This window comes from Streptomyces mesophilus, assembly GCF_011044995.1.
Lineage (GTDB): Bacteria > Actinomycetota > Actinomycetes > Streptomycetales > Streptomycetaceae > Streptomyces > Streptomyces mesophilus.
Window position 1 is genome coordinate 50,425 of sequence record NZ_JAAKZW010000012.1, and the last position, 23,910, is coordinate 74,334.

A 23,910-nucleotide genomic window follows, 5' to 3' on the forward strand; every position below is an offset into this window, starting at 1 on the left:
GCGTCAGGTTCGGGTAGTCGTTGCGGAGTCAACGAGTACCCGAACCGCACCGGAGGCCCTCCATGTCCGCCGAACTCTCCGCCGAACTCAAGGCGCTGCTCGACACCCCCGTGTTCATCACCGTCGCCACCATCCAGCCCGACGGCAGCCCCCAGGTGTCGCCGGTGTGGGTGAAGCGAGACGGGGACGATCTGCTCTTCTCCACGACGCTCGGGCGGCAGAAGGAGAAGAACCTGCGCCGTGACCCGCGGCTCAGCATCGTGGTGCAGCCCTTCGACGCCCCGTACAGCTACGCCGAGATCCGCGGCACCGCCGAGATGACGGAAGAGGGCGGGCAGGAGCTGATCGACGAGCTGGCGCTGAAGTACGTCGGCAAGAAGTACGCCGAGTTCAACGCGACGGCCGCCCAGGATGCCCCGCGCGTGGTCGTCCGCGTGACGCCGCGCAAGGTCGTCGGCCGGATCTGAGCCGCTCCGTATCACAATGTTGTCCCGCGGCCCCGTAACGGTCGCGGGGCACTGCCCGGCGCCCACTACCCTTGATGTCGTGACTATTCGCCTGTACGACACCAGCGCCCGGCAGATCCGTGACTTCACCCCGCTCATGCCGGGCTGCGTCTCGATCTACCTGTGTGGCGCGACCGTGCAGGCCGCCCCGCATATCGGGCACATCAGGTCGGGGCTCAACTTCGACATCCTGCGCCGCTGGTTCACGTACCGCGGCTATGACGTGACCTTCATCCGCAATGTCACGGACATCGACGACAAGATCATCGCGAAGGCCGGCGAGCAGGGCCGCCCGTGGTGGTCGATCGGGTACGAGAACGAGCGCGCGTTCAACGACGGCTACACCGCGCTCGGTTGCCTGCCGCCCACGTACGAACCGCGGGCCACGGGCCACATCACCGAGATGGTCGAGATGATGCGCGGCCTGATCGAGCGCGGGCACGCGTACGAGGCGGACGGCAGCGTCTACTTCGACGTGCGGTCCTTCCCCGGCTACCTGGAGCTGTCCAACCAGGAGCTGGACAATCTGCTGCAGCCGGCCGAGGAAGGCATCACCGGCAAGCGCGACCCGCGTGACTTCGCCATGTGGAAGGCGGCCAAGCCGGGCGAGCCCGACTGGGAGTCCCCGTGGGGCCGCGGCCGTCCTGGCTGGCACCTGGAGTGCTCGGCGATGGCCCACAAGTACCTGGGCTCCGCGTTCGACATCCACGGCGGCGGGCTCGATCTGATCTTCCCGCACCACGAGAACGAGATCGCCCAGGCCAAGGCGTACGGCGATGAGTTCGCGAACTTCTGGCTGCACAACGCCTGGGTGACCATGGCCGGCGAGAAGATGGCCAAGTCGCTGGGCAACTCGGTGCTCGTGTCCGAGATGGTCCAGCGCTGGCGGCCGATCGTGCTGCGCTACTACCTGGGCACCCCGCACTACCGCTCGATGATCGAGTACAGCGAGGAGGCCCTGCGCGAGGCCGAGTCCGCGTTCGCGCGGATCGAGGGCTTCGTGCAGCGCGTCGTGGAGAAGGCCGGGGGCCCTGTCGAGCCCGCGGCCGAGGTGCCGCTCGCGTTCGCCGAGGCCATGGACGACGACCTCGGTGTGCCGCAGGCGCTCGCCGTCGTGCACACCACGGTCCGCCAGGGCAACAGCGCCCTTGCCGCCGACGACAAGGAAGCCGCCGTCGCGCGCCTCGCCGAGGTGCGGGCCATGCTCGGCGTCCTCGGCCTCGACCCGCTGGACGCGCACTGGGCGGGGGAGTCGGACCGCGGCGAGGACCTCCACGGCGTCGTCGACACCCTCGTACGCCTGGTGCTCCAGCAGCGCGAGTCGGCACGGGCCCGTAAGGACTGGCCCGCGGCGGACGCCATCCGCGATCAGCTCAACCAGTCGGGTCTCGTCATCGAGGACGGCCCCGACGGACCGCGGTGGACGCTCGGTCCGCGCTGATCAAGCGCTAGATGTGCCGCCCGGTCCGCCGGGCGGCACACTTCATATACGTACTTCATGCTTTACGGACGCAGAAACAGGTAGGTCATGGCCGGGAACAGCCAGCGCAGGAACCGTCGCACCAGCAACAAGAAGGGTGCGACGGTCGGCAGCGGTGGCAACCGGCGTCGCGGCCTCGAGGGCAGGGGCCCCACGCCGCCCGCGGAGATGCGCAAGAAGCACAAGAAGAACCGCATCGCCAACGCCAAGGCCAAGCAGGCCGCCCGCAAGCCCGTCGCCCGGCGCGGCGGCAAGGGGCAGTCGGAGATGGTCGTGGGGCGCAACCCGGTGTACGAGGCGCTGCGCGACGGAGTGCCGGCGACGATGCTGTACGTGCAGCAGTTCATCGACAACGACGAGCGGGTGCGTGACGCGCTCCACCTCGCGCAGCAGCGCGGCGGCATCCACCTGATGGAGGCGCCGAAGCCCGAGCTCGACCGGATGACCAACGGGCTCAACCACCAGGGCCTGGTGCTCCAGGTCCCGCCGTACGAGTACGCGCACCCCGAGGACCTGGCCGCCGCGGCCTTCGACGTGGGCGAGGAGCCGCTGATCGTCGCGCTCGACGGCATCACCGACCCGCGCAACCTCGGTGCGGTCGTCCGTTCCGTCGCCGCGTTCGGCGGGCACGGCGTGGTTGTACCCGAGCGCCGTGCGGCCGGTATGACGGCCGGCGCGTGGAAGACCTCGGCCGGTGCCGCGGCCCGTACGCCCGTGGCCCGTGCCTCGAACCTGACGCGCGCCCTTGAGGCGTACCAGAAGGCGGGCCTGACGATCGTGGGTCTCGCGGCCGACGGTGAGCACAAGGTCGGTGACCTGGAGGCCCTCGACGGCCCGGTCGTGATCGTGGTCGGCAGCGAGGGCAAGGGCCTGTCCCGCCTGGTCGGCGAGACCTGCGACTACCTCGTGCGCATCCCGATGCCCGGCGGCGCGGAGTCCCTGAACGCCGGTGTGGCGGCGGGCGTCGTGCTGTACGAGGCGGCTCGGCGCAGGAGCTGAGCCCTTCGCGCGGTTACGGGGCCGCCATCGCGGGCGACTCCGTGACCGCAAGGACGTCCACCATGCGGTCGAGCCGTTTGCGGGCCCGCGGGGCGTCGGCCGGCGCGAGCACGATCTCGGCGGTGGCGCGGGCGTCCTCGGACACCCGGTAGGTCAGCTCGCTCACCGGCACGGAGCGCAGGGTCGTGACGACCCGGCCGAGGCCCTCGCGGGTGTGGCGGAGGGTCACGGTGAGGCGGGAGGCCGGGTCCTGGGGTGACAGTTCCTGTGGCGTCATGGCGGGTGCTTCCTCGTATCAAGGTGGGTGGGAAAGCAAAAAGACCCCTCGCGGGATGCGAGAGGTCTGCGTGCGGCGGCGGGTCGATCGGAGGGGTCGCCTCCGGATCACCTCGGTGCCGGCACGCCGCAGCTGATAATGAGCTGACGAAGCATGGCGCGGATGCTGGCATGTATCCCACGTCGCGGCAATGCCATCTCACGCTGTGGACAGCGGACTTGAGGGCGCGGGGCTGTTGCACCAGCTCCGCGCCCTCGTTCGTCGCCGGCGACGAAAAGGGCCGTCTCTCCTTGGCGCGGACGACGAAGATCCCGCCGCGTCTCCTGCTTTACCTTCCGGGCAGCACGGTTCGCAGCCTCGGAGGTGGGGATCCGCATGACCACGTGGTCCGGCAGGGGAGAACCCCTCATGACACGACGCCTGGGCATCGACGACCTGTACGCCATCGCGCTCCCGGAGCAGCCCGCACTCTCCCCGGACGGCACCCGTGTGGTGTACGTCCTGCGCACCGCGGAGCGTGAACACGACCGGGATCACCGGGAGTTGTGGACGGTGCCGGCCGGCACCGGTCCGGCGCGGCGGCTGACCCGCGGTCCGGCGGACACCGCGCCCGCCTGGTCCCCGGACGGGCGGTGGCTCGCGTTCCTGCGCGGCGGGGACGGGCCGGGGCAGGTGTGGCTGCTTCCGGCCGGCGGCGGGGAGCCCGAGCCGGTGACGGGGCTGCCGCTGGGCGCGGGGGCGCCGGTGTGGAGCCCGGACGGGAGCGCGCTCGCGTTCACGGCGCCGGTGGGGCCCTCGTACGAAGCGGCCCCTGTCGTCACGGACCGGCTCGGCTACAAGGCGGACGGCCAGGGCCTGTTGGGGGCGGTACGCAACCAGCTGCACGTCCTCGACCTGGGCACCCGCACCGTCCGGCAGCTCACCCACGGCGACTGGGACGTGCGCGCTCCCGCCTGGTCGCCGGACTCGCGCACGCTCGCCTTCACTTCGGCGTACGGCGACGATGCGGATCTGACCCTGCGCAGTGCGGCGTACGTGGTGGACGCGCAGCACCCGGCAGCCGCACCGCGTCTCGTGGGCAGCGGCGAGGGGCAGGCGCACACCGTCACCTGGACCGCCGACGGGAGTGCCCTCCTGGTCGTCGGCCGCGGGGACACCCGGATCGGGCACGCGGGCCTGCTGCGGGTCCCGCTCGACGGCGGCCCGGCGGACGACCTCACCGTCGCGCTCGACCGCAACGTGATGCCCGGCGGCCCCGGTTATCCGGGTGCGGTGCCCCAAGTCACGGGCGACAGCGTGCTGTTCTGCGTACGCGACCGGGGGTGCACCCACCTGTACGACCTCGACGCACGCGGGGAGGCGCGGCCGCTCATGGCGGGTGCGGGGCAGGTGGTGTCCGGGCTCTCGGCCGCCGGATCCACCGCCGCGCTCGTCCTCGCGACACCCGTCTCGTACGGCGAGATCGTCACGGTCGACCTGGCGACCGGACGCACCCGGGTCCTCACCACGCACGGCGAGAGCCTCGCGGATGTGGAGCTTTTCGCGCCCGAGGAACGGGAGTTCACGGTCTCGGACGGCACCATCGTGCACGGCTGGCTGCTGCGCGATCCGGCCCGTATCGGCCCCGGACCGCTGCTGCTCGACATCCACGGCGGTCCGCACAACGCGTGGAACGCCGCCGCCGACTCCATCCACCTCTACCACCAGGAACTCGTCGCCCGCGGCTGGTCGGTGCTGCTGCTCAACCCGCGGGGCAGCGACGGCTACGGCGAGGCGTTCTTCACCGCCGCCGTCGGCGCCTGGGGGAGGGCCGACGCCCAGGACCTCCTCGAACCGCTCGACGTGCTGGTCGCCGAGGGCGTCGCCGACCCGCGGCGGCTCGCGGTCGCCGGGTACAGCTACGGCGGCTATATGGCCTGCTATCTGACCGGCCGCGACGACCGGTTCGCCGCCGCCGTCGCCGGCGGGGTGGTCAGCGATCTGACCAGCATGTGCGGCACCAGCGACGAGGCCCGTGCGCTGGGGGTCGCCGAACTGGGCGGACCGCCGTGGCAGCACCGTACGCACTACGCCGAACTCTCCCCGTACGCAAGGGTGGAGCACGTCCGCACCCCCACCCTCGTCGTGCACGGAGCCGACGACGAGCTCTGCCCGGCCGGGCAGGCCGAGCAGTGGTTCACCGCGCTGCGTGAACGCGGCGTGCCCACAAGGCTCGTGCTCTACCCGGGCGGCTCGCACCTGTTCCTGCTCGACGGGCCGCCCTCGCACCGCACCGACCTGGGCCGCCGCATCGTGGACTGGGTGGAGGAGCACGCCGCCGGGCGGCGCCCGCCCCTGGACACCGCGCACTGGCAGCGCAGGCTCGGCGAACTGGCTGCTCGGCACCGGGTGCCGGGTGCGGTCCTTGGCATCTCGCGCGGCGGACAACTCGCCCTCGCCGCCCACGGCGTGCTCAACAAGGACACCGGCGTCGAGGCCACCGAGGACTCGCTCTTCCAGATCGGCTCGATCACCAAGGTGTGGACCGCCACCCTGGTGATGCAGCTCGCGGACGAGGGGCTCATCGACCTCGACGCGCCCCTCGTCGACGTACTCCCGGAGCTTCGGCTCTCCGACCCGCAGGTCACGCAGAAGGTGACGATGCGGCACCTGCTCACCCACACCAGCGGGATCGACGGCGATGTGTTCACCGACACCGGGCGCGGCGACGACTGCCTGGAGCGGTACGCGGACCGGCTCGACGAGGCGGCGCAGAACCACCCGCTCGGCGCGACCTTCTCGTACTGCAACTCCGGCTATGTGCTCGCGGGCCGCGTCATCGAGAAGCTCACCGGCATGAGCTGGGACCAGGCCCTGCGCGAGCGGCTGTGCGCCCCGCTGGGTCTGGACCGTACCGTCACCCTGCCCGAGGAGGCGTTGCGCTTCCGTGCCGCGATGGGGCATGACGCGGGCGGCGGCGGAGAGCCGCGTACGGTGCCGGTCTGGGGCCTCGCCCGTTCCGCGGGACCCGCGGGGCTGATCACCGCAACGGCCGCCGACGTCCTGGCCTTTGCCCGGATGCACTTGGCCGGCGGCACCGCTCCCGACGGCACGCGGGTGCTGTCCGAGGGCGCCGCGCACACGATGACCCAGGAGCAGGTGAAGCTGCCGGACGCGCACACGCTCGGCGACTCCTGGGGGCTCGGCTGGATCCGCTTCGGCTGGGACGGCCACCGGCTGATCGGCCATGACGGCAACACTCTCGGCCAGTCGGCGTTCCTGCGGGTGCTGCCGGAGCAGGATCTCGCGGTCACGCTGCTCACCAACGGCGGGGGTGCGCACGATCTGTATCTGGAGCTGTTCCGGGAGATCTTCGCCGAGCTGGCCGGGATCGAGATGCCCATCCCCCTCGCGCCGCCGTCCACGCCGGTCGAGGTGGACCTGAGCGCACACGTCGGCTGTTACGAGCGGGCGGGTGCGCGCATCGAGATCCTGGACGACGCACAAGGGCCCCGGCTGCGGATGACGGTGACCGGGCCGCTCGCCGCCCTCGTGCCCGAACCGGTCGAGGAGTTCGACCTGGTGCCGGTCACGGACGAGGTGTTCCTGATCCGGCGCCCGGGCTCCGCTGCCTGGACACCGGTGACCTTCTACAGCCTGCCGACCGGCGAGCGCTATGTGCACTTCGGCGTTCGCGCGACCCCGAAGGTGTCCTGACGTGGACCTGCTGCAAGATGACCCCACGCTGGTCGACCGGTTCCGGGCCGCGCTGCCCGCGCTGCTCGCCGATATCGAGCACTTGGTGACCTGCGAGTCCCCATCGACCGATCTCGCGGCGGTGGCGCGCTCCGCCGAGGTGGTGGCCGCCATGGGGGCGGACCGCCTCGGCCAGGAGCCCGAGCGGATCGTCCTGGACGGCCGCACCCACCTGCGCTGGCGCCTCGGCGGCGGTCCGCGGCGGGTGCTGATCCTGGGCCATCACGACACGGTGTGGCCCCAAGGCACCCTCGCCCGGCTCCCGTTCGGGGTGCGGGACGGGGTGCTGCGCGGGCCCGGCTGCTTCGACATGAAGACGGGCCTGGTGATGGCCTTCCACGCGCTGGCCGCACTCGGCACCCCGGACGGGGTGACCCTCCTGGTCACCGGCGACGAGGAACTCGGCTCACCGTCGTCCAGGGAACTCATCGAGTCCGAGGCGGCGGGCTGCGCCGCGGCGTTCGTCCTCGAAGCGTCCGCGGACGGCGGGGCGTTGAAGACCGAACGCAAAGGCGTCTCGCGCTACGAGGTGGTGCTGCGCGGGAAGGCGGCGCACGCCGGGCTGGAGCCCGAGCGCGGGGTGAACGCCGCCGTGGAGGCCGCGCACCAGATCCTCGCGGTCGCCGCCCTCGGCGATCCCGCCGCGGGTACCACCGTGACCCCGACCCTGCTGGCCGCCGGTACCAGCACCAACACCGTGCCCGCGGAGGGCAGGTTCGCCGTCGACGTCCGCGTACGCAACGCGGCGGAACAGGAGCGGGTCGACCTGGCGCTCAAGGCGCTCGGCCCCCGGCTACCGGGTGCGGCGATCGAGGTGACGGGCGGCCCCAACCGGCCGCCCCTGGACGCCTCCGCATCGGCCACGCTCTACCGCCGCGCGGTGCTCCTTGCCGGGCAGCTCGGCATCGGCGCACCGGGCTCCGCCGCGGTGGGCGGCGCCTCCGACGGCAACTTCACCGCCGGGGCCGGCGTTCCCACCCTCGACGGACTCGGCGCGGTGGGCGGGGGCGCGCACGCCGATGACGAGCACGTGGTCGTGGCCGAACTCCCCAGTCGTACGGCCTTGTTCACCGCACTCGTGGCCGACGTGCTCGCGGAGCGGAACCCACGGGCGGCGGACGACGGGATCGGCCGATGAACGAGATCCCCCTGACCGTGCCCGTACAGCAGACCGCCCTGTACGCCGACGCGCAGGACGCGGCCGACAGCGCCGCCCACGCGGCCGGCTGCCAGGTGCGGCCGATCAGCGCCCTGCCCGAACTGGACGCCGTCTGCGCCCTCTTCGAGGGCATCTGGAAACCCGGCGGCGAGAACGGCCTGGTGACGCCCGAGCTGCTGCGCGCGATGGACAAGGCCGGCAGTTACGTCGCGGGCGCCTTCGACGGTGAACACCTGGTGGGCGCCTGCATCGGCTTCTTCGGACCGCCGCCCGACGGCGCGCTGCACAGCCATATCGCCGGCGTCTCGGCCCGGATGCGCGGCCGCAGCGTCGGCTTCGCCCTCAAGACGCACCAGCGCGCCTGGACACTGCAGCGCGGGGCCACCCAGGTCTCCTGGACCTTCGACCCGCTGGTGCGCCGCAACGCCTACTTCAACCTGGGCAAGCTGGCCGGGCGCCCCACGCAGTACCTGCCCAACTTCTACGGGCGGATGGACGACGGCATCAACGGCGCCGACGACACCGACCGGCTCCTGGTCACCTGGCCGCTCACCGCCCCCGAGGTCGCCGCGGCCTGCCACGGCCGACGACCCGGCGAGGCCGTGGCCCGCCCCGGTGACCCACCGGCCGAACCGGCCGCCGTCGCCTTGGGTGTCACCCCCTCCGGCCGGCCCCGCGCCCAAGCCGTCACCGGACCACGCGCCCGGGTCGCCGTGCCCGAGGACATCGAGGCCCTGCGCCGCGCCGACCCGGCGGCAGCCGCGTCCTGGCGCACGGCCGTACGCGACGTCCTCGGCGGACTGCTCGCCGACGGCTGGCAGGTGACGGGCTTCGAACGGTCCGGCTGGTATCTCCTCGTACGAAAGGACGCACTGTGAAGCTCACCGGGGTCGAACTCCGCGAGATCCGGCTGCCGTTGGTGGCGCCCTTCCGCACCTCCTTCGGCACGCTCACCGAGCGCTCGGCCCTGCTTCTGCGGGCCGTCGGCACCGAGGCCGAAGGGTGGGGCGAGTGCGTGGCGATGGAGGGTCCGCTCTACTCCTCGGAGTACGTGGCGGGCTGTGCCGACGTGCTGCGCCGCTTCCTGATCCCGGCGCTCGCGGGCCGCGCACAGCTCGACGCGGCGGCCGTCGCCCCCGCGCTCGCCCCCTACCTCGGCCACCGGATGGCGAAGGCCGCCCTGGAGACGGCCGTCCTGGACGCCGATCTGCGCACCCAAGGGGTGTCCCTGGCAAGGGAGTTGGGCGCCGTGCACGACCGGGTGCCCTGCGGGGTGTCCGTCGGCATCATGGACTCCGTACCGCAGCTGCTCGAAGCCGTCGCCGGCTATCTCGACGCCGGATACGTACGCATCAAGCTGAAGATCGAGCCCGGCTGGGACGTCGAGCCCGTACGCGCGGTACGCGAGCACTTCGGCGACGAGCTGCTGCTCCAGGCCGACGCCAACACCGCCTACACGCTCGCCGACGCCCGGCACTTGGCGCGCCTCGACCCGTACGGACTGCTCCTGATCGAGCAGCCCCTCGACGAGGAGGACCTGCTCGGCCACGCCGCACTCGCGAAGGCCATCACCACCCCCGTATGCCTCGACGAATCCATCACCTCGGCCCGCGCCGCCGCCGCGGCGATCACCCTGGGCGCCTGCTCCATCGTGAACATCAAGCCCGGACGGGTCGGCGGCTACCTCGAAGCGCGCCGGATCCACGACGTGTGCAGCGCGCACGGGGTGCCCGTGTGGTGCGGCGGGATGCTGGAGACCGGGCTCGGACGTGCGGCCAACGTCGCGCTCGCCGCGCTGCCCGGCTTCACGCTGCCGGGCGACACCTCCGCCTCCGACCGCTACTACCGCACCGACATCACCGAGCCCTTCGTCCTGGACGACGGACACCTGCCGGTCCCCACCGGGCCGGGCCTCGGAGTGGTCCCGGTCCCCGAGGCCTTGGAGGAAGTGACGGTCACGACCGAGTGGATCTCTCTGTGACAGCCCCTTGTCTGCACGGGAGGAGGCGGCACACAATCCGGTCCATGAATCCGGTCCATACGGGCGCGACACGGCCATGAATGCGGTCCATACGGCCGCGACACGGCCATGACCAGGGCTTCCGACGGCGGTCCGGGGCCGCGAGCCGGCCTCGGGCGCGTCCTCGAGGACCTCGGCACCACCCTCCTCGACCTCGTCTGCGGCGACCCGGCCGGCGCCGGCGCGATCGGCGGGGTGGTCATCCACGACCCGCTGGACGAACCGGTGCTGCCCCGGCGGGCGCTGGTGCTCGGCATCGGCGTGCGCACGGCCGACGACACCGTACGGCTGCTCACCGAGCTCGGCGCGGCAGGCGCCGTCGCCCTGGTCGTCCGCGCGCCCGCCCCCGCCGACCCGGCCGTGACCGCGGCCGCCGAACGGTCGGGCGTGGCGCTGCTCGCCCTCACCCGGGGCGCGTCCTGGGCCCAACTGGCCGCCATGCTCCGCTCGCTGCTCGCCGAGGACGACGTCGGCGACGTGGGCCCGCAGACCCTGGGCGGCATCCCCTCGGGCGATCTGTTCGCCGTGGCCAACGCGGTCGCGGCGCTCCTGGACGCCCCCGTCACCATCGAGGACCGCAGCTCACGTGTCCTGGCGTTCTCCGGGCGCCAGGACGAGGCCGACCCCTCCCGCGTGGAGACGGTCCTGGGCCGCCAAGTGCCCGAGCGCTTCACCCGCTTCCTCGAGGACCAGGGTGTCTTCCGCGCGCTCTACCGCGGCGACCAGCCGGTGCACGTGGAGCCCCCGGCGACCGAGGAGTTCCACATCCCGCGCGTCGCCATCGCCGTACGGGCCGGGGACGAACTCCTCGGGTCCATCTGGGCCGCCGTGCGCACCCCGCTCAACGCCCAGCGCACCGAGGCGCTGCACGACGCGGCCAAACTCGTGGCCCTGCACCTGCTGCGGCAGCGGGCGGGCGCCGATGTGGAGCGGCGGCTGCGCGCCGACCTGGTCGCCACCGTGCTCGAAGGCGGGCCGCGCGCCACCGAGGCCCTGGCCCGGCTCGGCCTCGCCGACCACGGCGGTGTCGTGCTCGCCCTGACCGCACCGGACCCGCCCGAGGCAGCCGGCTCCACCGCCGTGCACGCACGGCACGCGGCCGAACGGCAGCGTCTCGCCGACGCGTTCGCGATGCACCTGAGCGCGGTGCACCCGCGGGCCGCCACCGGGCTCATCGGCGATGTGGCGTACGGGATCCTGCCCGTGCCCTGTGATGCCGAGGAGCGGGCGGTACGCGTCGGCTCCGACTTCCTCAGCCGCGTCGGCGACCGGCTTCGCCCGCTGATCGGCATCGGGGCCTGCGCCGAGGACGGCGGCGGCCTGGCGCGCTCCCGCGAAGGAGCCGACCGCGCCCTGCGCGTGCTGCGCGCCGGCGGCGGGCCGCGCCGACTGGCCCGGATCGCGGATGTGCACATCGAGGCGCTGCTGCTCGACCTCGCCGACCTCGCCGCCGAACGCGGCGACCGGGCCGACGGACCGCTCGCCCGCCTCCTCGCTTACGACCGCGGCCATGACGCGCACCTGGTCGACACGCTGCGGGCCTGGCTCAACGCCTTCGGCGACATACCGGCGGCAGCGGCGGCCATGTACGTCCACCAGAACACCTTCCGCTACCGGCTGCGGCGCGTCGCCGAAGTGGCCCGGGCCGACCTGACCGACCCCGAGTCACGCTTCGCGCTGATGCTCCAACTGCGCCTGCTCCAAAGGCCCGACACCGCGGCCGGCTGAGACGGCGACGCGGGTCCGTGCCCCGCACAGGTAAAGATCTTGACCGGTCACGGACAGATCTTCGGGGTCAAGGCAGTGTCCTAAGGTGACGTCACTCGGTTAGATGAGTGTGGACACCAGAACACCCGGTACGGGATTCGACGACGCTCCCGCGCTGAGCATGGTGAAGGTCCCGTGCGACCCGGCGCAGGTCATCGTCAATCACGCAAGCTTCCGTGTGCAGCTCCCTGGCGCGAAACTGCCCCGATCCCCGCGCATCGCCGCCGGCACCTCTGTCGCCGGCCTCATCCCCGCGGCCGCCGGCGCCTCCGTCGTGCGGCGCCGGGCGCCCGTCGTGTGGAGCGGCAAGAGCGAGCCCGGCGACCTCGCGGCCACCGGACTGCTGCAGGCGGCACGCAGGGCCGAAGTGGCGCAGGGGGCCGAGGAGTTCGGCGACGGAGCGGCCACCCAGGTCATCCCGCGGATCCAGGTCGAGGAACTCGACCGGCTCGACGGCCTCGACCCCGACGCCACCGTCGAGACACCGCAGGTGGTCGGACCGCGCGACCCCGAGGGCGACGAGACCCGGCTCATCCCGGCGGTCTCCGCCTTCGACAGCGCCTACGACGGGTTCTTCCGCTCCGAGGGCGAAGGGCCCGCGCAGCCGCAATCCCCGTACGAGGACGACGAGTTCGACGAGGACGACGAGGCCGGTGCGCGCCGCCACGGAGCCGACTCGGTCCGGCACGCGTACTACCCCGGGCGCCGGCTCAACCTCGGCGTCGTCCTCCTCCCGCTCCGTATCTTCCTCGGCTTCATCTCCATCTACGCGGGCCTGGGCAAGCTCTGCGATCCCGTCTACTTCGACGGCGGCGAGCGCGGCTCGATGGTCAAGTGGCTGAACTCGCTGCACCCTTGGCCGCTCGCCGAACCGCTGCGGGACTTCGCGCTCCAGCACCCGGTCGGCGCCGGACTCGTCATCGCCTTCCTTCAGGTGATCGTCGGCGTCCTGACGGTGCTCGGCCTGTGGCAGCGGGTCGCGGCGGTGATCGGTGCGCTGCTCTCCGCGGCGCTGCTCGTCACCGTCAGCTGGAAGACCGTCCCCGCGTACGACGCGCCGGACATCATCTACCTGGCCGCCTGGTCGCCGCTGATCATCGCGGGCGCCCCGGTGTACTCGGTGGACGGACGGCTCGCGAGCGAGGCCTGGCGCACGCTCGGACCGCGCTCCGAACTCTGGGAGCTGCGCCGCCGGGTGCTGCGCCGCGGGCTGCTCATCGGCACGTTCGTCGTGGGCGCCACGCTGCTGCTCGGCGCCCTGCTCGGCGGTGCGGTGCGCAGCGCGCAGACCGTCACGGTGCCGGGTCCCGGCCAGCCGCCGCGCAACGAACTGCCCGGCTCGCCGCTGCCCAGCCAGTCCCGTGAGGGGCGCGACGCGAAGGACAGCCCGTCGGCCTCCAAGTCGCCGACGGAGGGCGCCACTTCGGCGCCGCCGTCCGACTCGGAGTCCACGCCCGAGTCGGTGCGCGAGCCCGGCTCGGCGGGCGCGGAGCAGCCCAGCGAGACGGCCGGCTCGGGCCAGGCCCCGCCCCCGCAGGCGGAGCCCGAGCCGCCGGCAACCAGCGGCGGCCCCACGTCCGGCGGCTCGGACGGCTCCGGCGGCTCGTCCGGCGAGCCCGGCGGCTCGGGCGGCGGCTCCGGCGGCGCGGAGGAGCCGGGCCTCATCGGCGGCCTCCTCGGCTGAGACCCGCTCGGCGATACGGGGAAGGGCCCGGCACACGGATGGTGTGCCGGGCCCTTCCGCGTCGGCTCGTCCTTTCGGCCGAGGCAGTGGTCGGGTCGTGCGGGACCAAGAGGGGCTTGATCAAGGACCTTTGGCTTGGGGAGTGGGGCGGGGTTTACGTCAGGCTTATTCGTGCCGTCCCGGAGTGGTCCGTGGGCGGCGCCCTCATTTCTCCCGTTCCCGACCTCCGAGAGGCTGTCTTCTCATGTTCTCCAAGCCGATCCGCACCCCGCGCCGCCGCGGCGTCGCCGCCCTGCTCGTCACCGCTGCCGTCGCCGGCGGCTCCCTGGCGACCGCGGCGCCCGCGTCCGCGGGATACGGCGGCGGCTACGGCGACGCCTGGGTGAACAACTACGGCGGCGGTTACGCCGACAACTGGACCGACACGTACCACCAGGACTACGGCAAGCCCTGGGGCGGCGGCGTCCCGGCGAAGAAGCAGCTGGCCGACGTGCGCGTCACCGCGTCCGGACCGGCCCACATCGACCACGACCAGGAGCAGTTGTGGACGGTGGAGATCACCAACTCCGGCAGTGCCACGGCACAGCAGGTCCGTGCGACCGCCGACCTGCCCAACGGCATCGAGCACCGCGCCCACCGCATCAGCGCGGGCAGCGCCGACGCTCAGCTCGTCGACGGCCGGATCGTGGTCACCACCGGCCCGCTCGAGCCCGGCCGGAGCGTGACCCTGCAGATCGCCGGCCGGGGCCCGTCCTACGGCGGCGGCAACGTCCAATTCGACGTCGTCGCCACCACTCCGACGCCGGAGTCCGTCACCACCAACAACACGGCCACGGTCCGCACGCGCATCGCCTGATCACACCCCGGCGAACGCAGAGGACCCCGGCCGCGGCCGGGGTCCTCTGCGTTCGCGTAAGGCTCAACGCCCCAGCGCGGCAAGCTCCTTCGCGGCCTCCGTGAGGTCCTTCGCCGTGTCGATGGCGCGCCAGTACGCACCCTGCGGGATCGGGAACCCGGCAAGCCGCCGCGCCCGGGCCAGCTGCGGGAACGTGGTGCGCTCGTGGTCGCCCACATCGGGCAGCAGCGCCGCGAACTCGGGCGCGAAGACGTAGACGCCCGCATTGATCTCGTACGAGGTCGGGGGCGACTCGATGAAGTCCGTGATGTGGCCGAAGGAGTCGGTCTCCACGGCGCCCCACGGAATCCGCGGCCGCGCCAGCGCGAGCGTCGCCGTGGCGGCGCGCTCCGTGTGGAACTCGGCCATCGCGCGCAGCGAGAACCGGGTCCAGATGTCGCCGTTGGTGGCGTACCAGGCCTGGTCGGGGTGGGGCAGATGCGCGGCGGCGAACTTGAGGCCGCCGCCGCGTCCCAGCGGTTCCTTCTCGACGACCGTCGTCACGTTCAGCGGCAGATCGGCCGCCGCCAGCCAGTCCTGGAGGACCTCGGCGAGATGGCCGCACGAGACGACGGCGTCGGTGACGCCTTCCTCGGCGAGCCAGGTCAGCTGATGGCCGATGATCGGGGTCCCCGTGCCGGGAATCTCGACCATCGGCTTGGGCCGGTCGTCGGTGTACGGGCGAAGGCGCGAGCCCTGTCCACCGGCGAGAACGACAGCCTGGGTCGGGGTCGCGCTGGGCGCGGTCGTGGTCATGGCCGCACTTTATGCGGCGGGCTGTGCCGGGCCGCTGCCGGGTCACCCGCAAGGACCACGGCCCGAGCCCTGCCTATAAACGGCCTGTCCACGGCCCGAGCCCCTACGTGTGCAGGGCCCGGGCCTCGGGCCGGCCTCCGCTCAGGAGGTCTCGGCCACACCTGCCGCGAACGCCGTGTCGCAGACCGGCCGCGAGAAGGACTGGGCGCGGGCGGGACCGTAGTGCTGGACCGCGGCGCGACCGAGGGCGCGGGCGATCGAGACACAGTGCTTGGCGAGCGAGGGCCGCCGGTCGACCTCCTGCTGGAGGTGCGTCAGCGCGATGCCCGGGTCCTTCTCCTGGAGCTCGGCGAGGAGGACGTCCCGCAGTACATCCTGCGGGGCACGGGACTTGGCGGGCTTGGAGATGTCCTCGGAGGCCGACGTCAGCGTCGAGGGCGTGGTGCCCGTCCAGTTGACGCTCGCCACCGCGAGGGTGCCGGAGAGCACCAGGACCACGGGGAGTACCAGGGCGAGGGTGCGGCCGATGCGGCGGGCGGGGCCCTGCCGGTGCCGCCGGGGCGTGTGGGAGTTGGAGTGCGTCACGCGTGTGAGAGTAGCGGTGGGTGATGATTTGGCGACATTTGGTCACCGTAACGAGGGATGGTTCGAGGGCGGCTTTCGAATCCCGTGTTGACGAACGGGGTCGAAATGGGCGGTGTTTCAGCCTATTTGTCGACTCGCGAGGGTTATCGGGTACGTACGGGAAAGGCCCCGCACCGTTGAGTGCGGGGCCTTGGCCGTGAGTTGGTGACTCCGAGGAGCCGCAAGGAGCCGGGAGCGTCAGTCGCTGAGGCGCTCGCCGGTGGAGGTCGAGAACACGTGGGTCTCGCCCGGACGCGGGACCACGTGCAGGACGGTGCCCTTCTCCGGGACCGCACGGCCGTTCACGCGGACCACGAGGTCCTGGTGCTCGCCGGCCACCTCGGCGGAGCCGTAGACGTAACCGTCGGCGCCGAGCTCCTCGACCACGTTGACCGTGACGGCCAGACCGGCCGGGGCGTCCTCGCTGTCCTTGGTCAGGGACTTGGCGGCTTCGCCGTTCTGCTCGACGATGTCGAAGTGCTCGGGGCGGACACCGACCGTGACGGTGCGGTCGCCCCTGTCGGCGGCGGCGGAGAGGGCCTCGCGGGAGACCGGCACCACCGAGTTGCCGAACTTCACGCCGCCGTCGGTGATCGGGACCTCGACCAGGTTCATGGCCGGGGAGCCGATGAAGCCGGCGACGAAGAGGTTGGCCGGGCGGTCGTACATGTTGCGCGGCGAGTCGACCTGCTGGAGCAGACCGTCCTTGAGGACCGCGACGCGGTCGCCCATGGTCATGGCCTCGACCTGGTCGTGGGTGACGTACACCGTCGTGATGCCCAGGCGGCGCTGGAGCGAGGCGATCTGCGTACGGGTCGAGACGCGGAGCTTGGCGTCGAGGTTCGACAGCGGCTCGTCCATGAGGAAGACCTGCGGCTCACGGACGATCGCGCGGCCCATCGCCACACGCTGGCGCTGACCACCGGAGAGGGCCTTGGGCTTGCGGCCCAGGTACTCGGTGAGGTCCAGGATCTTGGCTGCGTCCTCGACCTTCTGGCGGATCTCGGCCTTGTTGACGCCGGCGATCTTCAGGGCGAAGCCCATGTTGTCGGCGACCGTCATGTGCGGGTAGAGCGCGTAGTTCTGGAACACCATGGCGATGTCCCGGTCCTTCGGCGGCAGGTGCGTGACGTCGCGGTCGCCGATGTGGATCGAGCCCGCGTTGACGTCCTCGAGACCCGCGAGCATGCGCAGGGAGGTGGACTTGCCGCAGCCGGAGGGGCCGACGAGGACGAGGAACTCGCCGTCCTGGACGTCGAGTTCGAGCTGGTCGACGGCGGGCTTGTCGCCACCCGGGTAGATACGGGTCGCCTTGTTGAACGAGACAGTGGCCATGGTGAGGGCCCCCTTCACCGGCAGGAACGTGCCGGACGATCCGAGTAAAGGTTGCACCGGTGCGGGATCCTTGCGGGTGCCGCGGTGGTGTAGTCCATTTGGTGGACTGGGGCCGACCGTACCTGGTGGGCGGGGTTCGCGGTAGAGGTCGTTGTCGGTTTGTGCAGTCCCCATGGGTGGGTGGGCCGCGGGGGCTTCGCCCCAGGCCCCCGCATCCGAGCTTCGCTCGGATCTCCTCAAGCGCCGGAGGGGCTGATTCCCGCCTGATGGGCGAGCAGTGCCGCCTGGACCCTGCTCGTCGACCCCGTCTTCTCCAGGATCGCGCCCACGTGGGTCTTGACCGTGCCCACTCCGATGCCCAGCGAGCGGGCGATGTCCGCGTTGGACAGGCCGCGGCCGAGCATGGACAGGACCTCGCGTTCGCGGTCGGTGAGTTGGGTGATGCGGGGGTCGGCGGCGGACGGGGGCTCGGCGCCGCCGGAGAGCATGCGGCGGATGACCGAGCCCGTGACGCCGGGGGAGAGGACCGCGTCTCCGGTGGCCGCGGCGCGGACCGCGCTGATCAGTTCCTGGGGGCCCTCGTCCTTGAGCAGGAACCCGGTCGCGCCGTCGCGCAGCGCCCGTACGACGTTCTGGTCGTCGCCGAAGGTGGTGAGCATGACGACCTGGGGCGCCGGGTCCAGGGCGACGAGGCGGGGGACCGCGGCCAGGCCGTCGAGCACCGGCATACGGATGTCGACGAGCGCGACGTCGGGGCGGTGCTCGGCGGCGAGCGCGATCGCCTCCTCGCCGTTGACGGCCTCGGCGACCACCTCGATGCCCTCGGCATGGCTGAGGATCAGCTGCACACCGCGGCGGATCATCTCCTCGTCGTCGGCGAGCAGGACGCGTACCGGAGTCGTCGCAGTCGTCATGAGGTCCCCCTGGTCGGGTCGGGCGCGGGGGTGGCCGAGGGTTCGACCACCATCGGCACGGAGAATTCGTCGATCTTGGTGAGGGTCCCGTGCGGGTCGAAGCAGTAGCGCGCGATCCGGAAAAGGCCCTGCGTCCTGTACTGGTCCTCGTCGTCGCCGAAGGAGTACAGGCAACTGGCCGCGCCCGTCGGGCGGGCCGGTTCACGGTCCGCGGCGGCCGCGCGCACGACGTCGCTGTCGTACGTGAGCTGCTCGACCCGCGACTTGGACATGCCGACGTGGATCGCCTCCGGTTTGCCGTACTCCGGCTGCGGCCTGGCCTGCTCGACCAGGATCACGCCGAGCATCATCGTGACGGCGACGCCCGCGAGCCCGAGCAGGGCGGTGATGACGGTGCCCACCCGGTCCTGGATCCCGGACAGCGCCGTCGCACCGCTGCCGTCCCCAGTGGCGGGCGCGGAGCGGCGCCCCGCGGGGTCGGGGACGGCGGGCATCACCGCGTACACCTGGAAGCCGCCCTCCGCCCGCACCCCCGCGTCGAGACGCCCGCCGAGGAGCTCGACGCGTTCGCGCAGGCCGGTCAGGCCGCGGCCGGTGCCGGACGCCGGTTCGGCGGCGGGGAGTTCGGGGGGTGCGTTGCGTACGCGGACCTCCACCTCATCGTCCGTGTGCGTGACGGTGACCGTGACGGCCGCCCCGGTCGCGTACTTGTGGACGTTGGTGAGCGACTCGCGCACGATCCGGTGCACCGCACGGCGGACCTGCGCCTCGCGCCGGTCGAGGTCGGGTCCCTGCCAGTCGAGCTCGACGGGGATGCCGACGCCGCGCGACTCCGCCACGAGCGCCTCGATGTCGGCGCGCGTCCCGGTCGCGTCGGTCAGCGCCTCCGTGCCGGTGTCGCGGCTGAACGGGCCGAGCACGCCGAGGATCTGGCGCAGCTCGTACATCGCGTCCCGGGTGGCCTGGCGCACCTGGGCCGCGCTCTCCTGGAGCCTCGGGTCCTGGTCGCGCAGCGCCATCTCCAGGCCGCCGGTGTGCAGCGAGATCAGGCTGAGCCGGTGGCCGACCAGGTCGTGCATCTCGGCGGCGATCCGGGTGCGCTCCTCGCTGCGCGAGGCGTCCTCGGCGTTGCGCCGGGCCTCCTCGGCGGCCGAGGTGCGCTCCTTGAGCACGGTGACCAGGCGGTCCTGCTGTCCCGCCGAGATCCCCACGAGCCCGGGCACGACGAGTGTGGTGGCGGCGAGGACGAGGCCGAGCGCGGCCCCGTACGCGGTGCCGTATCCGCCGGGGAGTGTGGCGGGGGTGATCAGGGCGGAGACGGCCGTGGCCAGCGCGGTCGCGCCCAGGAGCAGCAGGGTGCGGCGGCGCGGGTCGGCCAGCCGGCGCGTGACGGTGTACGAGGTGACGGCCGCGATCAGTCCGTAGAACGGGACGGCGCCGAGCAGCACCGCGAGGCCGAGCACGGCCGTCACGGGGAAGCGGCGGCGGACCGCGAGGAGTGCGAGGGCGGCCAGCGTGACCGGGATCAGGAAGCGGTGCGGCACGTCGACGTGCAGTCCCGTCATCGCCGCGTACGTGGCCAGGACGAGGATGCCGCCGCCCGTCGCCTCGGCGGCGGCCCGCCACAGGTGACGGCCCTGTTCGCCGGGGTCGGCGAAGGGGCTGCGCGGGGTGGTGCGGGGAGGGCTGGACGGCATGGTGTCCAGTATCGGGCGGTACGCGTGCCGATTCCGTGCGCCCTGCGGGCGATCCTGGGCGCGCTGTCCTCTGCCCAAAGTAAGAGGGCCACTCCTGCGGGCGGGGCGCCGAGGTCCCGGAACGCCGAAGGCCCCGCTTCCCTTGCGGGGGCGGGGCCTTCGGCTTCGTAAGAGCCCCCTGTCGGAATCGAACCGACGACCTGCTGTTTACAAGACAGCCGCTCTGGCCAACTGAGCTAAGGGGGCGCCGCGCGGACCTCGGTCGCGCGCACAAGGCTCCCTCACTGTACACAGCGGCGCTGTCGCCGGGCCATCGAGTTGCCCGCCTCCGCGAGCGTCTTCGCGGCCGTCTTCGCGGTCGTCTCCCGGGTCCTTCCACGCTCGCGTCCGGGGTCATTCCGCGCTCGCGTCCGGGGTCCTTCCGCGCTCGCCTCCGGTGTCCCTCCGAAGTCGCCCCGCGGTCGTCCTCAAGGACTACCGGGCGCCCCGTCCCCGACCTTCGGCAGAGCCCCGATTCCCGCCCTCAGAGCGACGATTCGGGCAGGTGGGCGACGGGAGGCTGGACGCATCGTGTCCCCGGCCGAGGAGCCCCCATGTCGTACGCCGCCGCCCCCGCCCACGCCCGCCCGGTCGCCGCCGCCGCACAGGCCGCCGGCCTGACCAAGGTGTACGGCGCGGGCGAGACCCGGGTCGTCGCCCTCGACTCGGTGGACGTGGAGTTCGGGCGGGGCCGCTTCACCGCGATCATGGGCCCGTCCGGCTCCGGCAAGTCGACGCTCATGCACTGCATGGCCGGCCTCGACTCGATCACCTCGGGCTCGGCGCGCATCGGTGAGGTGGAGCTGTCGCAGCTGAAGGACCGGGAGCTGACGCGGCTGCGGCGGGACAAGGTGGGCTTCGTCTTCCAGGCCTTCAACCTGCTGCCCACGCTCTCCGCGTACGAGAACATCACGCTGCCCGGCGCCATCGCGGGCCGTACGCCCGACCAGGAGTGGGTTGAGCGCGTGGTGCGCACGGTCGGGCTCGCCGACCGGCTGACGCACCGGCCCGCCCAGCTCTCCGGCGGACAGCAGCAGCGGGTGGCGGTGGCCCGCGCCCTTGCCGCGCGGCCGGAGATCATCTTCGCGGACGAGCCGACGGGGAACCTCGACTCGCGCTCCGGCGCCGAGATCCTCGGCTTCCTGCGGGAGTCGGTGCATGCCCTGGAGCAGACGGTCGTGATGGTGACGCACGACCCGGTGGCCGCCGCGTACGCGGACCGCGTGATCTTCCTGGCCGACGGCCGGATCGTCGACGAGCTGCACCGGCCGACGGCGGACACGGTGCTCGACCGGATGCGGCAGTTCGAGGGCGTCGTACGGACCAGCTGAGCCGTACCCGCACAGGCCGACTCACCCTCGTACACCCTCGCCTCGTACACCCTTAGGACCCTCCTCCATGCTGCGAACAGCCCTGCGCAACGTCCTCGCGCACAAAGCCCGGCTGGTCATGACCGCGCTCGCCGTCATGCTCGGCGTCGCCTTCGTCTCCGGCACGCTCGTCTTCGGCGACACCGTCGCGGGCGCCTTCCGGGGCGCCTCCGCCAAGAACCTCGACGGGGTCGCGGTCGCCGTGCAGGACAACGGCACCACCGCCGAACCCGAGGCGAAGCCCGGCGCTTTCAGAACCGCGCTCGACGACAAGCTCGCGCGGCGCATCGCCGAGCTGCCCGGCGCCGAGTCCGTACGCCCCACGGTGAATGGCCGGGCCACGCTCGCGGCCAAGGACGGCGACCCGGTCAACGCCGACGCCGACTGGCACAACCTGGCGGTCAACTACGCCCCCGGCAAGGACGGCAAGGACCCGCTCTACCCGCTCACGAAGGGCCGCGCCCCGGCCTCCGCGGGTGAGTTGGCACTCGACGCGAAGACCGCCGAGAAGGCCGGCTACCGCATCGGCGACACCGTGCGTTTCGCGACGGACGGGCCCGCGCTCACCAAGAAGCTGGTCGGCCTCGTCTCCACGGACGACCCGCGCGTCACGGCCGGCGGCACCCTCGCGGTCTTCGACACGGCGACCGCGCAGAAGCTGTTCACCGCGCCCGGGTTCTACGACGAGATCACTGTGCGGGCGGGGTCCGGTACGGACGAGAGCAAGCTGACCGCGGACGTCCGTGCGCAACTGCCGCAGGACGGGGCCGCGACCGCGACCAGCGGTCAGGCGCTGGCCGCGCAGCAGTCCCGGGACATCGCGCAGAACACCGGCGCGCTGACCAAGGCGCTGCTGGTGTTCGCCGGGATCGCGCTGTTCGTCGGGGTGTTCATCATCGCCAACACCTTCACCATGCTGATCGCCCAGCGCACCCGCGAGATCGCCCTGCTGCGGGCGGTCGGCGCCTCGCGCAAGCAGGTCGTACGCTCCGTACTCGTCGAAGCGGCCCTGCTCGGGCTCGCCGCGTCGGCGGCCGGGTTCGCGCTCGGTCTGGGCATCGCGTACGTCCTGCCGTCGCTGCTCAACGCGGGTGGCGCCGGGCTGCCGGACGGGCCGCTGGTCATCTCGCCGGCGGCTCTCGTGTGGTCCCTGGCCGTCGGTGTCGTGGTGACGGTGTTCGCCGCCTGGCTGCCCTCGCGCAAGGCCGCGCGGATCGCGCCGGTCGAGGCGATGAGCACGGTGGACGCGGCGCCGGCGCCGCGGAGCCTCAAGGTGCGCAATGTGCTCGGCGCGCTGCTCGTCGTGGGCGGGATGCCCTTCATGGTGTACGTGGCCGGCCTGAAGAAGCCCGCCGAAGTCGACCTGCTGACCGCGCTGTTCGGGGCGGGGCTGTTCCTCGTCGGTCTGATCGTGCTCGCGCCGCTGCTCTCGCGGCCGTTCATCGCCCTGACCGGGCGGCTGACCGAGCGGCTCTACGGCGTGAGCGGCAAGTTGGCCAAGGAGAACGCGCTGCGCAACCCGCGCCGTACCGCCGCGACCGCGTCGGCCCTGATGATCGGCCTGTGCCTGATCACCGGCCTCACGGTGGCCGCGCAGTCGGCCGACCGGGCCGTGGCGGCCGAGGCGACGACCGGGCTCGCGGCCGACTACCGGATCTCCAACTCCGCGTACCGAGGCATCGAGGCGGACGCCGCGCAGAAGGTGGCGCGGGTGCCGGGGGTCTCGGTCGCCGCACCTGTGGCCTCGGCGATGGGGCAGACGGCGGGCGGCTATCTGCACTTGACCGGCGCGGACCCGGGCACGCTCGGGAAGGTGACCGATCTGCGGTTCACGGCGGGGGCGTTGACCGATATCGGGCCCGGGAAGGTCGCGCTGTCGCAGGAGTTGGCGAAGGAGCGTGGGCTCGTGGTGGGCGACACGTTCAAGGCCGAGCTCGGCGGGCGGTTCGTGGACGGGGCGCGCAAGGGTGCGACGGAGAAGACGTTCACGGTGGTGGGCGTCTTCGAGAAGAACCGTACGGTCGAGGAGGCGCTCGGCACGCTCGACGACGTGCTGCCGTACGCCATGGACAAGAGGCTGGACGAGGTCCTGGTGAAGGCGGACGGCGGGGCTTCGGCTTCGTCCCTGGACGGGAAGATCCGCGACGCGCTCGGCAACAGTCCGCTGCTCAAGGTGCAGGACCGCGACCAGATCGTCGCGCAGGAGACCGGGGCTGTGGGCACGGTCCTCAACATGATGTACGGACTGCTCGGCATGGCCGTCCTGATCGCGGTGCTCGGTGTCGTGAACACCCTGGCCATGTCCGTCTTCGAACGGACGCGGGAGATCGGGATGCTGCGGGCGATCGGTCTCGACCGGGCGGGGATCCGGCAGATGGTGCGCCTGGAGTCCGTGATCATCTGCCTGTTCGGCGCGGCGCTCGGGATCGGGTCGGGGATCTTCCTGGCGTGGCTCAACAGCGGGGTCGCGGGTGGGGGGTTGCCCGCGTACGAGACGGTGCTGCCGTGGCTGCGGCTCGGGTTGTTCGTGGTCCTGGCGCTGGTGGTGGGCGTGCTGGCGGCGATCTGGCCGGCGCGGCGGGCGGCGCGGATGGATGTTCTTGGGGCGGTGCACTCGGTGTAGGGGACGGTGGGTGCGGGTGCGGGTGTGGCT

Annotated in this window: 18 protein-coding genes and 1 tRNA gene; 12 read left to right on the forward strand and 7 right to left on the reverse strand. The window is 72.3% G+C overall.

Annotated elements, in window-relative coordinates; genetic code table 11:
• Positions 1-62 precede the first annotated feature (62 nt).
• The 3 genes from G6045_RS06450 (at position 63) to rlmB (ending at position 2,985) form a co-directional block, all read left to right on the forward strand.
• Positions 63-467 carry a PPOX class F420-dependent oxidoreductase gene (locus G6045_RS06450; RefSeq protein ID WP_165330830.1) on the forward strand — a complete coding sequence of 135 codons (405 nt, stop codon included), beginning with the start codon at positions 63-65 and terminating at the stop codon, positions 465-467.
• A gap of 79 nt (positions 468-546) precedes the next feature.
• A complete protein-coding gene (gene cysS / locus G6045_RS06455; RefSeq protein ID WP_165330831.1) occupies positions 547-1,947 on the forward strand; it encodes a cysteine--tRNA ligase in 1,401 nt (466 codons plus the stop codon).
• Between the two features lie 87 nt (positions 1,948-2,034).
• Positions 2,035-2,985 (forward strand): 23S rRNA (guanosine(2251)-2'-O)-methyltransferase RlmB, encoded by a 951-nt coding sequence (rlmB, locus tag G6045_RS06460; RefSeq protein ID WP_165330832.1) that lies wholly within the window; start codon positions 2,035-2,037, stop codon positions 2,983-2,985.
• Positions 2,986-2,998: 13 nt separating this feature from the next.
• Here the strand turns inward: rlmB and G6045_RS06465 are convergent, their stop codons facing one another.
• Positions 2,999-3,262 (reverse strand): hypothetical protein, encoded by a 264-nt coding sequence (locus G6045_RS06465; protein WP_165330833.1) that lies wholly within the window; start codon positions 3,260-3,262, stop codon positions 2,999-3,001.
• Positions 3,263-3,670: 408 nt separating this feature from the next.
• Here G6045_RS06465 and G6045_RS06470 point away from each other — a divergent pair, with 408 nt between their 5' ends.
• The 7 genes from G6045_RS06470 (at position 3,671) to G6045_RS06500 (ending at position 14,483) form a co-directional block, all read left to right on the forward strand.
• Positions 3,671-6,958: a serine hydrolase gene (locus G6045_RS06470; RefSeq protein WP_165330834.1), complete on the forward strand. Its 3,288-nt coding sequence runs from the start codon at positions 3,671-3,673 to the stop codon at positions 6,956-6,958.
• Positions 6,959-7,019: 61 nt separating this feature from the next.
• Entirely contained in the window at positions 7,020-8,135 is a 1,116-nt protein-coding gene (locus G6045_RS06475; RefSeq protein WP_408056303.1) for a M20 family metallopeptidase, read from the forward strand.
• Positions 8,132-9,034: a GNAT family N-acetyltransferase gene (locus tag G6045_RS06480; RefSeq protein WP_165330835.1), complete on the forward strand. Its 903-nt coding sequence runs from the start codon at positions 8,132-8,134 to the stop codon at positions 9,032-9,034. Before G6045_RS06475 ends, G6045_RS06480 begins: the two co-directional genes overlap by 4 nt.
• Positions 9,031-10,137 carry an o-succinylbenzoate synthase gene (gene menC / locus G6045_RS06485; RefSeq protein WP_165330836.1) on the forward strand — a complete coding sequence of 369 codons (1,107 nt, stop codon included), beginning with the start codon at positions 9,031-9,033 and terminating at the stop codon, positions 10,135-10,137. The genes G6045_RS06480 and menC overlap by 4 nt, the downstream gene beginning before the upstream one ends.
• 108 nt (positions 10,138-10,245) lie before the next feature.
• Positions 10,246-11,904, forward strand: coding sequence for a PucR family transcriptional regulator (locus G6045_RS06490; RefSeq protein ID WP_165330837.1), 1,659 nt, complete (start codon positions 10,246-10,248; stop codon positions 11,902-11,904).
• 103 nt (positions 11,905-12,007) lie between these two features.
• Positions 12,008-13,627: a DoxX family protein gene (locus G6045_RS06495; protein ID WP_165330838.1), complete on the forward strand. Its 1,620-nt coding sequence runs from the start codon at positions 12,008-12,010 to the stop codon at positions 13,625-13,627.
• Positions 13,628-13,871: 244 nt separating this feature from the next.
• Entirely contained in the window at positions 13,872-14,483 is a 612-nt protein-coding gene (locus G6045_RS06500) for a DUF11 domain-containing protein (RefSeq protein ID WP_165330839.1), read from the forward strand.
• A gap of 63 nt (positions 14,484-14,546) precedes the next feature.
• On the opposite strand, the gene G6045_RS06505 is transcribed toward G6045_RS06500, so the two are convergent.
• From G6045_RS06505 to G6045_RS06530, 6 genes are all read right to left on the reverse strand, one after another.
• Positions 14,547-15,278: a nucleotidyltransferase family protein gene (locus G6045_RS06505; RefSeq protein WP_165330840.1), complete on the reverse strand. Its 732-nt coding sequence runs from the start codon at positions 15,276-15,278 to the stop codon at positions 14,547-14,549.
• Positions 15,279-15,419: 141 nt separating this feature from the next.
• Positions 15,420-15,863, reverse strand: coding sequence for a hypothetical protein (locus G6045_RS06510; protein ID WP_165330841.1), 444 nt, complete (start codon positions 15,861-15,863; stop codon positions 15,420-15,422).
• Positions 15,864-16,100: 237 nt separating this feature from the next.
• Entirely contained in the window at positions 16,101-17,237 is a 1,137-nt protein-coding gene (locus G6045_RS06515) for an ABC transporter ATP-binding protein (protein ID WP_165330842.1), read from the reverse strand.
• 236 nt (positions 17,238-17,473) lie between these two features.
• Positions 17,474-18,151: a response regulator gene (locus G6045_RS06520; protein WP_165330843.1), complete on the reverse strand. Its 678-nt coding sequence runs from the start codon at positions 18,149-18,151 to the stop codon at positions 17,474-17,476.
• Entirely contained in the window at positions 18,148-19,848 is a 1,701-nt protein-coding gene (locus tag G6045_RS06525) for a sensor histidine kinase (protein ID WP_165330844.1), read from the reverse strand. Before G6045_RS06525 ends, G6045_RS06520 begins: the two co-directional genes overlap by 4 nt.
• Positions 19,849-20,020: 172 nt before the next feature.
• Positions 20,021-20,094 (reverse strand) — tRNA-Thr (locus G6045_RS06530).
• A 347-nt stretch (positions 20,095-20,441) separates the two neighbouring features.
• Between G6045_RS06530 and G6045_RS06535 the strand changes: the two genes are divergently transcribed.
• On the forward strand, positions 20,442-21,218 hold the full coding sequence (locus G6045_RS06535) for an ABC transporter ATP-binding protein (RefSeq protein WP_165330845.1): 777 nt from the start codon (positions 20,442-20,444) through the stop codon (positions 21,216-21,218).
• A 67-nt stretch (positions 21,219-21,285) separates the two neighbouring features.
• Entirely contained in the window at positions 21,286-23,880 is a 2,595-nt protein-coding gene (locus tag G6045_RS06540) for an ABC transporter permease (protein WP_165330846.1), read from the forward strand.
• Positions 23,881-23,910 lie beyond the last annotated feature (30 nt).

Excerpts from the sequence above, each read along its gene's own strand:
- G6045_RS06465 (WP_165330833.1), bottom strand. The coding sequence starts at position 3,262 with ATGACGCCACAGGAACTGTCACCCCAGGACCCGGCCTCCCGCCTCACC.
- G6045_RS06450 (WP_165330830.1), top strand. The coding sequence starts at position 63 with ATGTCCGCCGAACTCTCCGCCGAACTCAAGGCGCTGCTCGACACCCCC.
- G6045_RS06515 (WP_165330842.1), bottom strand. The coding sequence starts at position 17,237 with ATGGCCACTGTCTCGTTCAACAAGGCGACCCGTATCTACCCGGGTGGC.
- G6045_RS06470 (WP_165330834.1), top strand. The coding sequence starts at position 3,671 with ATGACACGACGCCTGGGCATCGACGACCTGTACGCCATCGCGCTCCCG.
- G6045_RS06495 (WP_165330838.1), top strand. The coding sequence starts at position 12,008 with ATGAGTGTGGACACCAGAACACCCGGTACGGGATTCGACGACGCTCCC.
- rlmB (WP_165330832.1), top strand. The coding sequence starts at position 2,035 with ATGGCCGGGAACAGCCAGCGCAGGAACCGTCGCACCAGCAACAAGAAG.
- G6045_RS06540 (WP_165330846.1), top strand. The coding sequence starts at position 21,286 with ATGCTGCGAACAGCCCTGCGCAACGTCCTCGCGCACAAAGCCCGGCTG.
- G6045_RS06490 (WP_165330837.1), top strand. The coding sequence starts at position 10,246 with ATGACCAGGGCTTCCGACGGCGGTCCGGGGCCGCGAGCCGGCCTCGGG.
- G6045_RS06500 (WP_165330839.1), top strand. The coding sequence starts at position 13,872 with ATGTTCTCCAAGCCGATCCGCACCCCGCGCCGCCGCGGCGTCGCCGCC.
- G6045_RS06520 (WP_165330843.1), bottom strand. The coding sequence starts at position 18,151 with ATGACGACTGCGACGACTCCGGTACGCGTCCTGCTCGCCGACGACGAG.
- G6045_RS06480 (WP_165330835.1), top strand. The coding sequence starts at position 8,132 with ATGAACGAGATCCCCCTGACCGTGCCCGTACAGCAGACCGCCCTGTAC.
- G6045_RS06505 (WP_165330840.1), bottom strand. The coding sequence starts at position 15,278 with ATGACCACGACCGCGCCCAGCGCGACCCCGACCCAGGCTGTCGTTCTC.
- G6045_RS06525 (WP_165330844.1), bottom strand. The coding sequence starts at position 19,848 with ATGCCGTCCAGCCCTCCCCGCACCACCCCGCGCAGCCCCTTCGCCGAC.
- G6045_RS06535 (WP_165330845.1), top strand. The coding sequence starts at position 20,442 with ATGTCGTACGCCGCCGCCCCCGCCCACGCCCGCCCGGTCGCCGCCGCC.